Origin of the sequence: Chitinophaga dinghuensis (assembly GCF_003259435.1) — a bacterium.
Taxonomy (GTDB): Bacteria; Bacteroidota; Bacteroidia; order Chitinophagales; family Chitinophagaceae; genus Chitinophaga; species Chitinophaga dinghuensis.
The window spans coordinates 95,470-108,398 of record NZ_QLMA01000004.1 but is presented as its reverse complement, the minus strand read 5'-3'; the positions used below and the strand labels follow the sequence as shown (position 1 = coordinate 108,398).

Sequence of the window (12,929 nt, the reverse complement as noted above, 5' to 3'; positions counted from 1 at the left end):
ATCATGAAAAAAATATTCATCATATTAGGTATGTCCGTTGCCTTCACTTCCTGTAAGAAATGGCTGGACGTCAATAAAAATCCAAATAATCCAACTATTGATGTGCCTACGGCAGACCAACGTCTTCCAGCCATCATCAGAGGATTCGCAGATACGTACGAAAGTGCAGGTACAAGAACCGCATTGATGACACAACAGATTGCTGTAACCGGGTCCGCTGGTAACAACTATGATCTGACCCGCTGGTATTCCAATGCTAGTACATCCAACTGGCCCTGGCAATCCTGGTATGTATATACCGCCAGCAACCTGGATGCATATTTTACTGCGGCTAAAAAAGTAGAAGCCTGGCATTATATCGGCGTAGGACAAATTATCAAAGCATGGGGCTTCGGTACCATCTCCGACCTATATGGTATCATGCCCTATGACGAATTTGGTAATCCATCCATCTTCACACCCAAGTTTGATGATGGAGAATATATTCAGGGAAAAGTCCTCGCACTCCTGGATGAGGGTATTGCCAATCTGCAAAAACAACAAGGCCCTGCTGCGCCTGCCCTTGCGAAAGCAGATGTACTCAATAACGGTTCTACCGATAAATGGATACGCCTGGCCTATGGTCTGAAAGCGCGTTTCCTCCTTCACAGTACAAAAAAATCCAGCTTTAATGCGCAAGCGGTACTGGATTTATTAGCGAAGGCGCCTATCTCTGATGACCAGAGCACCATTGTGCAGTATGTCGATGAAGGCCCTATTGTTACAGATGATTCCAAAGCTTCGATACAGTATACTAACATCGCGACCAACTCCGTCGGACGGTTCACTAAATTATATATCGACTACCTGAGCAATGCATATACCGGCGCTCCTACCGGCGCAAACAATATGCTGGACCCTCGTATTGATACCATCGTTCCCCGGATGCAAACAGATACTGGTTGGAGACGTACCACCGGTATGGATATGACCAATCCTGCAGTTACAAAAGGGATCGGCAATGCGGTTTACAATAGCGCTAACAACAGCTTCAATAAAAATCCGGATTCTATTTATATCCCATTGCTCGTAAATCCTTACTCACCTACGCCAGCCCAGCGCATTGTATCTACCGGTTCCTGGTATACCCGCCGCGGTGGACAGGGCCTGCTGCTGACGAATGCAGAAATGCGTTTCATTGAAGCAGAAGTGCAATTCCGTCAAGGTAAGGCTGTAGAGGCGCTCGCCGCTTACAAAGCAGGTATCCGTTCCCATATGAACCTACTGAGAGTGCCTGCCGCCAAAGTGGATGCATACCTGAACAGTACTTCTGTGGTACAGGACCCTGCTTCCCTGACCCTCAGTCATATCATGATTCAGAAATACATCGCGATGAGCTTCTCTCCGGAAAACTTTGCAGACATGCGCCGCAATAACTATTGTGCAGACAACGGCGGTAACTACAATGAGATCACCGGCATTTATAAAGGCTTCAAACGCCCGGCACACTTGTATACATTATGCTATCCAAATGCGACCGATTGGCCTAGAAGATTCGCTATGGCCAGCTACGAAATCAATTACAACGCAGCGCAATTGCTGAAAGCAGATCCAAACGCCTCCAAACTGGAATACATCACTGAGCCAGTATGGTGGGATAAACCATAATGTACTAAAACAACGGCGGGGTACCCATTCAGGTACCCCGCTTTTTTTATGAATCAACGCTGACTGCCAATAATGATTCCTCCCTTATCCTGGGCCCGTTTCACCGGACTATCATACAACAACGCATATCCCTTCTTTCTGTCTCCCCGGATCATAAACACACCCCGCTTTCGCAACTTTATCCGCAATTTCCGGATCAACACATGCAATGACCTCCTGCCCACTTCCACACTACCCCATACTTCTTCCAATATTCTTTCAACAGGCACATACTTCTGAAAATACCGGGCCAGCAACTGAAATATAGCCCCTTGCTTCCCGGTGATCGTATGCGGAGGATGATCCTGATATATCAACTGCCCCTTCCGGATATCGTAAGTATCCTTACCTAACGGATATTCCAATTTCTTTGCCTCCTGCGAGTCACAGTGCTTTAATATCCTTCCAATCCGGATATGCAACTCCTCCAGATCTATCATGCCCTTTCCTAGGTAATAATCGCACCCTCCCTTATATCCTTCCATCACATCTTCCTCTGTTATACTGCCACTTAAATGAATAATAGGAATGTACTCATCTTTCACCCGTATCCACTGCCCCAAATCCAGACCAGTTCTATCCAGCTTGTTACTCCCTCCTGAAGGCATGTATACATCCAGTATGCACAAATCAACCGCCTGTTTCTGAAATAACTCCAATGCTTCTTTAATAGTGTATGCCCAATGTATCAGATATCCATACTCCTGCTCAAAGACCTGCTTCACCATGCCAGACCAGATTATATCATCGTCTGCCCATAGTATGCTGCGTTTCATTTTGGGTTTTTTGTTCATAGGATTAAAATTCCTTTTAAAAATTTGACCCAAAGAAACTAACAATTATAATCACATCACTTATTCTTAATGCAGATTAACATGATTACATCAAAATAGTTAGAAATCCTGTCTTAGAAAAGAATGCATGCATGTATAACTCCGCACTTCATGCATGCATACATGTATACGTATAGGCATCAACGATAACCCATACTCACCTGTTAAACAGCTATGCTATTTGCTGATTCCGCGCCCGCTTTACCCAATTATTGATCCTATACTCCAACTCCTCCGTTGCCACCTCCCAATCCAGGAAATCATCACTCCCTTCCGCCAACGCACGAATCCTGTCCGCCAATACAGCCCCATCTCCTAACATAACAATTGGCACTATAGTACTAGTTCTTCGTACGTGGGCAATTAATTCATAGGCATTCCCCACCACACTCCCAGAGATAACATAGAATAGTTGGCTGTCCACCAAAATAATATCATACTTGCGACTAATACCAGGTAGGATGTCGGATATTCCCGTTCCGGAACAATACAGCTCAAATCCACTGCAGCACGACAGATCCCGCTCCAAACGATGCCGGAACTCAGACGGATTTGCTGCCAGGAAAATACGAATATTCACATTCTGCGATTTTCAGTGTGGTTTTGTAAGACTGGTTGTCCATTCGATTTTTATCCTCTCACAATTTCCCATCATTTTCCATGTTACGCAACCGTGTAAACACCCTTTTTTCCCGCGCAATCCCGCAGCAACAGCCATTTCGACTAAAACGATTTTTCTCGGAGAAAATATTTTTACAACCAGCCAAAGCCTACTGACACAAGGTTGTCAGCAGGCCCGCTGAAATTTGTTGCATGAAGCATACAATATACGGCCAGGTCATCCGTCAACAACAACATAACCACTGTAACATGTTCACCATTTTTCCAGGCAAAACCATATTCATGACTGTCAGACTCTTCTTAAAAGCGCTGGGAAAAATTACTGGCAACATCTGCCATATACTGATTTTCCTGTTTTTTTAAGATCTTTGCTCCCCTATAATTTTTTATATGCTCACAAAAACATTGTTAATCCAAAACATGCGGCAGGGTAAGAAATACAAATTCCTCAGCTTCTGGGGCCACACGCCCAAATCCGACACCGCCACTGATAAAAGTTGTTTCAGCCAGTGGTTTCCCAGTCTATTTACAGTAGATGGTATTCAATACCCTACCGCCGAACATTGGATGATGGCCGGAAAAGCCCGGCTGTTCAATGACCAGACTACTTTGCAAAAAATCCTGGTAGCCACATCCCCCGCCGCCGCCAAACAATTAGGCCGCGAGGTAACCAACTTCGATCCCGCTACCTGGAACCAACATGCACCCGCTATCGTCAGAGATGGCAACATCCATAAATTCGGACAAAACCCAGCGCTGCTGGACTTCCTCCTGAATACAGGCAACCGTGTACTGGTAGAAGCCAGTCCCAACGATGCGATCTGGGGAATCGGCATGGACGCCTCCCATCCCCATGCAGAACAACCGGAAAAATGGAAAGGCCAAAACCTCCTGGGCTTCGCCCTCATGGATGCCCGCTCCCTCCTGATGGAAAAAGGATACTCCCACACTGCCGGTTAACACCCGGCAGTAGATTTATTCCATAAACGGCTTGACATTCGCCCCCAGGGTTATTAAATTGCAGACAGGTTAAGATTTAGAACAATGAAAATGAAACTCTTTGCAATGGCAGCCCTTTGCGGCTCCTTCCTGGCCGCGCATTCGCGCCTGGCAGCACAGCAAAAACCCAATATCATCATCATCTACGCAGATGACCTGGGTTACGGCGATGTGAGCTGCTATGGCATGAACCGCATCAAAACGCCGAATATCGATAAACTCGCCAAACAAGGGGTCCGCTTCACCAACGGCTACGCTACCTCTGCTACGTGTACGCCTTCCCGTTATGGACTACTCACCGGCAGATATCCATGGCGACAAAAAAACACCGGCATCGCCCCCGGCGACGCTTCACTCATCATCCCCACCGATCATAAAACAATGCCCGCCATGCTCCAGGACGCAGGTTACCAAACTGCGGTCATCGGTAAATGGCACCTCGGCATCGGCACTCCCGGCCAGACGATCGACTGGAACAAAGACCTGAAACCAGGCCCGCTGGAAGTAGGTTTCAACTACTCCTTCATCATGCCTGCCACCCTGGACCGCGTTCCATGCGTATTCGTAGAAAACCACAACGTGGTTAACCTGGACCAAAACGATCCAATCACCGTTAGCTATTCCCATAAAGTAGGAAACGATCCTACCGGTAAAGAAAATCCGGAAAAACTCCGCATGCGCACAGACCCTCACCAGGGCCATGATCAAACAATTGTGGACAGCATCAGCAGAATCGGCTGGATGTCTGGCGGCAACAGCGCCAGATGGAAAGATGAAAATATCGCAGGAATCATCACCCAGAAAGCGATCGATTTCATAGGCCGCAACAAACAACAGCCCTTCTTTATTTACTTCGCCAGCGGAGATATCCATGTTCCCAGATATCCGAACAGTATGTTCCGCGGCAAAAGTGGTATGGGATTACGCGGAGACGCTATCCTGCAACTCGACTGGACCGTAGGCCAGATCACCCATGCATTGGATAGCCTCGGCCTCACCAAAAATACCATGATCATATTCAGCAGCGATAACGGCCCCGTACTGAATGATGGCTACCTCGACCAGGCAGTAGAACTCGTAGGCAACCACAAACCAGGCGGCCCACTCCGCGGTGGTAAATACAGTTCCTTCGAAGCCGGCGCCAGAGTACCACTCATCGTTAAATGGCCTGCAGGAATCAAGAAAGCCACTACCAGCAACGCGCTCATAGGACAAATCGATTTCTTCGCCTCCTTTGCACACCTGACCGGACAAACCATCGCCAACGAGGATGCGCCAGACAGCTTCGATATGCTGAACCAACTCCTCGGCAAATCCATGGCGAGTCGCCCTTACCTGGTTACCCAAGGCGGTCCACTGTCAATCCTGGAAGGAGATTATAAATACATCACGCCGTCAAAAGGTAGGAAAGTGGCTACAGACGTGAATATAGAATTAGGAAACGATCCAGCGCCTCAACTCTATAACGTAAAAAATGACGCTTTCGAGAAAACAAACCTGGCAGAGAAAGATCCAGCCAGAACCAAAGCCATGGCGGATAAACTGGCGGAAGTAATTGCGGAGAAAGCCACCAGAAAATAGACCCAAAGCAGTAATAAAATAAACATACAGGCGCAAAGGAATAAGATTCAAATCAAATTCCTTTGCGCCTTTGCATTTTCTTAAGCGTCTTTGCGAGCAAGAAATTCGCGGGTATAATCCAGTCCCGATTTATAGATATCATCAAACTTGCCGAAATCAAACATTCCAAACTGTCCCAATCCCTCCGGCTCAATAAACTCCTGGCATAACAAGCGGTTTTTCATCACCGATTCCCGGATAGCCAAATGTAACGTGCGCTCCAGGTTGAAAAGAAATCCACTGGCCTTACTGTAAGGCGTCAATGGATTCACATGTACGCCAATAATATCGGTATATTTTCCTACCAACGGCTCTATAGGCAGATTGCTGGACAATCCGCCATCCACATACTGCACACCGCCCAGTTCTACCGGCGGAAACAACATAGGCACAGAAGATGCTGCCAGCACCGCGGGAATAATATCTCCCTGGCTAAAAATCATTTGTTCACCAGTGATGAAATTCGTTGCAGTGATATACAAAGGCATCTCCAGCGATTCGAATGTCTGATGCCGCAAAGTTTGATGCAATACCTGCTCCAGCTTTTTCAAAGAAAGAAAACCGGCTTTCCAGTTCTTCCACTGCATAGACAAACCTATCTTGAACTCCTTAAATAATTGTCGCACTTCATCGGTAGTATATCCGTCTGCCATAAAGGCCGCCGCTATAGATCCCGCACTGGTAGCGGAAATCGCCGATGGAGAGACGCCATACTCTTCATAGGCTTTCATTACTCCCAGATGAGCGTATCCACGGGCTCCTCCGCCAGATAATACAAAGGCTCTTTGTTGGGCCTGACTGTTCTTTTGCACGTCCATTGAACTAAGATATAAAACAGCGGCAGAAAATGAATCGTGTCTCCCTATAAATTATTTAAAATATTAATTTAATATTTAGCAAGACACATTTAACCCTATCTTCTGCGCCTTTCCCTTTTCTCCGCGCCTTTGCGAGAAACCATCCCAGCTACAGAATTCCTTTAGGAATTATCCCTACTTTTACTCCATGAAACTGCTTATAATTGAAGATGAACCAGCGCTCAGAACTGCTATCCAGCAATATCTCGAACGACAGGGATATGTCTGCGAAGTAGCGGCGGATTTCCGGGAAGCGATCCATAAAGTAAACGAATTTGAATACGACTGTATAGTCGCCGATATCACATTGCCTTTCGGCAGCGGCCTCGAAGTAGTCAAGGAACTGAAACATATGAGTTCCCGGGCTGGTATCATTATCATATCCGCAAAGGATTCCCTGGAAGATAAATTGCAAGGATTGGAATTAGGGGCAGATGACTATCTCACCAAACCATTCCACCTTTCCGAACTCAACGCCCGTATCAATGCGCTCCTCCGACGGAAAAACTTTGATGGCAATACCAGTATCAATTTCAATGAAATTACCATCAAACCCACGTCCAAAACCGTTTTCATTAACGAGCGTTCCATTACCCTGACCGGCAAAGAATACCAATTATTGCTGTATTTAATTGCCAATCAACATCGCGTCATCACAAAATCAGCCCTCGCAGGTCACCTCTGGGGCGATTCCTACGATCAGGCAGGATCTTACGATTTTATCTACACACACATAAAAAACCTCCGCAAAAAAATGCTGGAAGCAGGCGGAGAAGATTATATCAAAACTGTTTACGGTGCAGGATACCGCTTCGGTTAACCGGAATAATATCATGAAGCTTCTTACCAGGTCCACACTTTATTTTCTTGTTATCATGCTGCCGATCTTTGCCATCGGTGCAGGATACCTTTTCAAAAAATTCGATAAGGAAATCAGACACGAAACCGACGAAGAACTGGTAAACGATAAAATCCAGTGGATGCGCTACCTCGACACGGCGAAAGTCGACAATGCCGTACTACTGCTGAAAACACCGGAATTTTCCCTCACTCCCACCACCGCTCCTGTTCAGAAAAAACCAAAACTCAAAGGGGTACGCATCTTCCAGGAACCGGAAAATTCCTATGCGCCTTTCCGGGAACTCTCCCAGGTAATCAGCTTCCATGGCCAAAACTACCTGCTGGTTATGCGCAAATCTCAAATCGAAAAAGACGACCTCCTTAAAAATATTATTCATGTAATGCTGATCGCTTTCGCCGGTCTGCTCTTCTTCGCTATTCTTTTTAACTTCATCATCAGCAGGAATGTCTGGAAACCTTTCCACATTTCACTGGAGAAAATCCGCCATCTGCAACTCAGCAAATTGGATATGCCCCAGTTCGAGCAAACGAATGTGCATGAATTCAATCAACTGAACGATGCCCTCAATAACATGAGCACCCGCATTGCGCAGGACTACACTACCATGAAAGAACTCACGGAAGATGCGGCCCATGAAATGCAAACGCCTCTCGCCATCGTTCAAGGTAAACTGGAACTACTACTGCAAGATGATACGCTTTCAGAAGAACAACTGAAAGCCATCACCCAAAGCTCCGATGAGCTGCAACGCTTGTCCAGACTCAACCACAACCTGTTACTGCTCGCCAAAATCGAAAATCAGCAATTTCATTTTACAGAGCGCACAGACATGGCGGCAGTTACTGAAAAATACCTGCAACTTTTCGATGAGCTGATGGCAGAAAAACAGCTCGCTGTAGAGCAGACCATTCAACCCGCCAGCTGGCAGTTACATCCTGCCCTGGCAGATATACTTGTCAGCAATCTGCTGGGAAATGCCATCAAATACAATACCCATGGCGGAAGTATTCGGGTAAGCCTTACCGCCACTACTTTAATGATCACCAATACCAGCGATCATCCGGAAATCCCCCCTGCCGGACGCTTCCAACGATTCAAAAAACAAGAGGTCTCCCATGGCGGCGCCTCCAATGGTTTAGGACTGGCTATCTGCAAAAAAATCACAGATTCTTCCAGCCTGAACATCAGCTATCATTATCAATCGCCTTTTCATACTTTTACGGTTACTACAAATTCTTAAAGCAGAGTACAGATTTACTCCAAAATCAATATGTTCCTTTGTATTGGAATTAATCTATCAGTTTATGAAATTTCTGACCACAGCTGCTGTTTTATGCATCAGTTTGTCCGCCGTAGCACAGCAGGACACCACTGCTCCCAAAAAAGACACCATCTCCTCCGTAAAAGAACTCGAAGGTGTAACGATCTCGTCTACACGTAATAATAGTCGCATTGAAAATCTGCCCATGAAAGTAGAAGTACTGGGCAAAGAGGAAATGATCGAAGAAGCCAGTATTAAACCCGGTAATGTGGCCAGTATTCTGGGCGACCTCTCCGTTATACATATTCAAAACACCTCCGCAGTAAGTGGCAACAATGCCATTCGTATGCAAGGCCTGGATGGTAAGTACACCCAACTGCTCCGCGACGGACTGCCATTATATGAAGGCCTTAGCGGGAACTTCGGCGTCCTTGCCATTCCGCCGCTGGACCTGAAGCAGATAGAAATCATCAAAGGATCTGTTTCCACTCTCTATGGCGGTGGCGCCATCGCAGGGATGATTAACTTCATCTCCAAAACGCCTACCAACAAACCGGAACTGACCTTACTCGCCAACGGTACCACGCTGAAAGAGAAGAACTTCAATGCCTATTACGCACAAAAATGGGGCAAATTCGGCATGACCTTCTTCGGCGGCCTGACCTCTCAAAACCCCGTGGATGTAAACAATGACGGCTTCTCCGACGTACCCCGCGTACGCCAGTATATCGTTCATCCAAGATTCTTCTGGTACCTGAATCCCAACAGCACCATCCAGGCTGGTTACACCGGCACTTTCGAAAAAAGAGAGGGCGGCGACATGCAGGTACTTGATCACCACGCAGATAACGTACACACCTATACGGAAATTAATAACAGTAATCGTAACAGCGTAGACCTCCAATACACACAACGCAATCTGGGCGGCGGTACGCTCACCGTTAAAGGCAATGGCAGCTTCTATAACCTGACCAGCACTGAAGGACCTTTCGTACTGGATGGCCGACAAGTAAACACCTACGCAGAAGCCTCCTATAATAAAAAAGCCGGCCGTAATGATATGGTTTTCGGTCTGAACAATAATACCGAAAACTATCAGCGCGGTCATGGCGACAGCTCCACCATCGGCAATTATAACTATCAGACCATTGGCGCTTTCGTACAGGATGGATTCCATATTTCCGATAAATGGCTGGCAGAAGCAGGCCTGCGCGCCGATCACCACAACGTTTTCGGATGGTATGTGTTACCGCGACTCGCCCTCATGTACAAACCTACAGACGACTTGTCTATCCGACTCAGCGCCGGTACCGGTTATAAATCTCCCGCTATCTTCACCACACAAACGCAAACTATCGGATACCGCTACCTGCTGCCCCTCGGCGCCAATGTGAAATCCGAACGCAGTACTGGTATCAACTTCGATGGTAACTACCGTACCAATATCGGAGAACTGGAACTGACACTGAACCAGGCTTTCTACTACACCCATATCACTGATCCAATTCTTCCTGTACAGGACATGACAGATCCTACCAAGGTGCGACTGGAAAATCAACCGTATGCGGTGAATAGCCTGGGTACCGATACTTACGTTCGCATGGAATGGAACCATGTTGAACTCTACCTGGGTTACAACCATACTATTTCCCGTTATACAGACGCCGCTAAAACCAATGTTCCGTTCGCGCCGCAAGATAAATTTGCCAGCACCCTGGCATATACCATCGAGGACAAATGGCGTTTTGGGATAGAAAACAGCTGGATTGGCAGCCAATACCTCTATAATAATGAGAAAGCTCCGAACTACTGGTTCTGGGCAGCCATGATCTCCCGGAAAATAGGCGATCACGTAACGCTGGTACTGAACGGAGAAAACCTCTTCGATGCCCGCCAGGGTAAAAATGCGCCGCTGTGGAGTGGTAGCATTTCCAACCCTACCTTCCAGCCTTTGTGGGGCCCGATAGACGGCAGAGTAGTGAATTTCTCCGTTAAGTTTGACCTTTAGAAAAAAAAAGTCAGTTTTATAAAGCAAGAGTGTACCTTCGCGGCTTAACATTATTTTAATGAAGCCAACATTAAACCGTTACAGCGTTCAATTTGGTTATATCCTTTTATACCTGACGCTTTCGACGCTAGTCCGCTGTGCACTCTTGCTTTGGTCCTTTCCCGATGCCGGTCTTACCTTTGGTGGTATTATCAGCCTTTTTGTGAAAGGCTTCGTGTTTGACCTGGGAGTTGCCTTATTTTTTACCCTGGCTTATGCCATTTACCTGCTGATACTGCCGCAAAAGTTAAACAACACCCTGTTCAACAGGATCTTTACCTATTTCGGATTTTTCCTCGCAGTACTGATTACCATTTTCTCTTTTTTTGCTGAATTTACTTTCTGGGGGGAATATGCCGCCCGGTTCGACTTCATCGCCGTAGATTACCTGCTGTATACATATGAAGTAATAAGTAATATCAATCAGTCTTATCCCCTGCCATTATTGATTGGCGGCGTTTTGCTGGCAACAGGCGGGATAACCTGGCTGGCAGCCCGCAGAGGGATGTTCAAAGCCAGCTTTCAGTCGTACACCCCTTTCGGTAAGCGACTGTTGCTGACAGTATTTATGGTGGGCGCAATAGCTGCACATCTCCTCCTGATCAGCAACAGCTGGGCAGAAACTGGTAAAAACCGCTACCAACAAGAACTTTCAAAAGCGGGTATCTATAGTTTCGTATCTGCTTTCGTAAATAATGAACTGCCATATGACAAGTATTATCTGATGGAGGATAATAATGCAGTGTTTCGGGAGATGCGTGCCTTGCTGCAAGCAGGTAACAGCAGTTTCCTGGAAAACGGCAGCAGTATTTACAGACATATTTCAGATACCGCCACTACCTCCCGGCCGAACGTGATCATGGTCACCATTGAAAGCTTCAGCGCCGATTTCATGGCCCGTTTTGGCTCCGGACGTAATATCACACCGGTGCTGGATAGTATCGCTAAAGAAAGTATTCTCTTCACCAATCTGTATGCTACCGGCACCCGCACCGTACGTGGCATGGAAGCGCTAACGCTGGCCGTTCCCCCTACTCCGGGCCAGAGCATTGTGAGAAGGAAAAACAATGAAGGACTATTCAGTCTCAGTACCATCTTCGAAAAAGCTGGCTACGACCGTACCTTCTTCTATGGCGGCGATGGTTACTTCGATAACATGAACCAGTTCTTCGGAAATAACGGATTTGATATACACGACCGTTTGCGTCACCGACTGGTAGGCGATAATTTCCCTACCAAACGTACTAACTTCAAAGACAGCGAAGTACAATTTGAAAATGCCTGGGGCGTTTGTGATGAAGATATCTATTCCGCAGTAATCCGGAATGCGGATGAAAAATATGCCGCCGGCAAACCTTTCTTTGATTTCGTGATGACGGTATCCAACCATCGCCCATTCACTTATCCTGATGGCAAAATCGATATTCCTTCCCATACCGGAAGAGATGGCGCTGTAAAGTATACGGATTATGCCATCGGCGCATTCCTCCGTCAGATAAAGGACAAGCCCTGGTTCAAAAATACGGTAATCGTATTTGTAGCAGATCATTGCGCCAGCAGTGCCGGTAAGAATGAAATTGAAGTCAACAAATACCATATTCCATGCATGGTGTATAATGTACCAGGTCAGGCGCCACAGGAAATTTCCGCGATGTGTTCACAGTTGGACATTTACCCCACATTATTAGGACTCCTTCACTGGAACTACGACAGCAACTTGTATGGCAAGAATGTGCTGGATTCCGCTTATCAACCCAGAGCGATGATCAGTACTTATCAATTGCTGGGTTATCTGGAACCTGGGAAATTAATTATTCTCAGTCCCCAGCAAAAGGCGCAATCTTTTGTCGTGAAGCCCGGTAGTGGCGATTTACAGTCCACTGCAATGGATAGCAGCCTGTTGAAAAAAGCAGTAGCGAATTACCAGTCCGCATACACCCTCTTCAAAAACGGAGGCATGCGCAAGTAATACTTTACCCGCGGGCAGTAGTCGCGCTGCTGCCCGCTAAATACATGTTACCCCACCCTTTCTTATGCACAGGATCTTCACATGATCTGCACATTTACTGTGCGAAAAAATAACTTGGCTGGAATTGTATTTTTAGTAAATTTATTCCCCTGACTTTTCCAGAGAGAGACACAT

11 protein-coding genes are annotated in these 12,929 nt (G+C 46.6%); 8 read left to right on the top strand and 3 right to left on the bottom strand.

Going from position 1 to position 12,929, the window contains the following annotated elements:
- Positions 1-3: 3 nt before the first annotated feature.
- On the top strand, positions 4-1,647 hold the full coding sequence (locus CLV59_RS12680; RefSeq protein ID WP_111592418.1) for a SusD/RagB family nutrient-binding outer membrane lipoprotein: 1,644 nt from the start codon (positions 4-6) through the stop codon (positions 1,645-1,647).
- Between the two features lie 53 nt (positions 1,648-1,700).
- Here the strand turns inward: CLV59_RS12680 and CLV59_RS12675 are convergent, their stop codons facing one another.
- Positions 1,701-2,462 (bottom strand): response regulator transcription factor, encoded by a 762-nt coding sequence (locus CLV59_RS12675; protein WP_170137732.1) that lies wholly within the window; start codon positions 2,460-2,462, stop codon positions 1,701-1,703.
- A 229-nt stretch (positions 2,463-2,691) separates the two neighbouring features.
- Entirely contained in the window at positions 2,692-3,099 is a 408-nt protein-coding gene (locus CLV59_RS12670) for a hypothetical protein (protein WP_111592416.1), read from the bottom strand.
- A gap of 233 nt (positions 3,100-3,332) precedes the next feature.
- Between CLV59_RS12670 and CLV59_RS28910 the strand changes: the two genes are divergently transcribed.
- From CLV59_RS28910 to CLV59_RS12660, 3 genes are all read left to right on the top strand, one after another.
- Entirely contained in the window at positions 3,333-3,503 is a 171-nt protein-coding gene (locus CLV59_RS28910) for a hypothetical protein (protein ID WP_170137731.1), read from the top strand.
- Between the two features lie 27 nt (positions 3,504-3,530).
- Positions 3,531-4,100, top strand: coding sequence for an NADAR family protein (locus tag CLV59_RS12665; protein ID WP_111592415.1), 570 nt, complete (start codon positions 3,531-3,533; stop codon positions 4,098-4,100).
- 84 nt (positions 4,101-4,184) lie between these two features.
- A complete protein-coding gene (locus CLV59_RS12660) occupies positions 4,185-5,720 on the top strand; it encodes a sulfatase family protein (protein ID WP_111592414.1) in 1,536 nt (511 codons plus the stop codon).
- 80 nt (positions 5,721-5,800) lie between these two features.
- On the opposite strand, the gene CLV59_RS12655 is transcribed toward CLV59_RS12660, so the two are convergent.
- The gene (locus CLV59_RS12655) at positions 5,801-6,577 is read right to left on the bottom strand and encodes a patatin-like phospholipase family protein (RefSeq protein WP_111592413.1); all 777 of its coding nucleotides are present in this window, start codon (positions 6,575-6,577) and stop codon (positions 5,801-5,803) included.
- Between the two features lie 187 nt (positions 6,578-6,764).
- Here CLV59_RS12655 and CLV59_RS12650 point away from each other — a divergent pair, with 187 nt between their 5' ends.
- The 4 genes from CLV59_RS12650 to CLV59_RS12635 all read left to right on the top strand — a co-directional run bounded on the left by CLV59_RS12650 (position 6,765) and on the right by CLV59_RS12635 (position 12,755).
- Entirely contained in the window at positions 6,765-7,436 is a 672-nt protein-coding gene (locus tag CLV59_RS12650) for a response regulator transcription factor (protein ID WP_111592412.1), read from the top strand.
- Between the two features lie 13 nt (positions 7,437-7,449).
- The gene (locus CLV59_RS12645) at positions 7,450-8,718 is read left to right on the top strand and encodes a sensor histidine kinase (RefSeq protein WP_146616182.1); all 1,269 of its coding nucleotides are present in this window, start codon (positions 7,450-7,452) and stop codon (positions 8,716-8,718) included.
- A 64-nt stretch (positions 8,719-8,782) separates the two neighbouring features.
- A complete protein-coding gene (locus CLV59_RS12640) occupies positions 8,783-10,747 on the top strand; it encodes a TonB-dependent receptor plug domain-containing protein (RefSeq protein WP_146616181.1) in 1,965 nt (654 codons plus the stop codon).
- 58 nt (positions 10,748-10,805) lie between these two features.
- A complete protein-coding gene (locus tag CLV59_RS12635; RefSeq protein ID WP_111592409.1) occupies positions 10,806-12,755 on the top strand; it encodes an LTA synthase family protein in 1,950 nt (649 codons plus the stop codon).
- The last annotated feature ends 174 nt before the right edge of the window (positions 12,756-12,929 follow it).

Coding starts and splice junctions, on each gene's coding strand:
- CLV59_RS12665 (WP_111592415.1), top strand. CDS start 3,531: ATGCTCACAAAAACATTGTTAATCCAAAACATGCGGCAGGGTAAGAAA.
- CLV59_RS12650 (WP_111592412.1), top strand. CDS start 6,765: ATGAAACTGCTTATAATTGAAGATGAACCAGCGCTCAGAACTGCTATC.
- CLV59_RS28910 (WP_170137731.1), top strand. CDS start 3,333: ATGAAGCATACAATATACGGCCAGGTCATCCGTCAACAACAACATAAC.
- CLV59_RS12640 (WP_146616181.1), top strand. CDS start 8,783: ATGAAATTTCTGACCACAGCTGCTGTTTTATGCATCAGTTTGTCCGCC.
- CLV59_RS12675 (WP_170137732.1), bottom strand. CDS start 2,462: ATGAAACGCAGCATACTATGGGCAGACGATGATATAATCTGGTCTGGC.
- CLV59_RS12655 (WP_111592413.1), bottom strand. CDS start 6,577: ATGGACGTGCAAAAGAACAGTCAGGCCCAACAAAGAGCCTTTGTATTA.
- CLV59_RS12645 (WP_146616182.1), top strand. CDS start 7,450: ATGAAGCTTCTTACCAGGTCCACACTTTATTTTCTTGTTATCATGCTG.
- CLV59_RS12660 (WP_111592414.1), top strand. CDS start 4,185: ATGAAAATGAAACTCTTTGCAATGGCAGCCCTTTGCGGCTCCTTCCTG.
- CLV59_RS12680 (WP_111592418.1), top strand. CDS start 4: ATGAAAAAAATATTCATCATATTAGGTATGTCCGTTGCCTTCACTTCC.
- CLV59_RS12635 (WP_111592409.1), top strand. CDS start 10,806: ATGAAGCCAACATTAAACCGTTACAGCGTTCAATTTGGTTATATCCTT.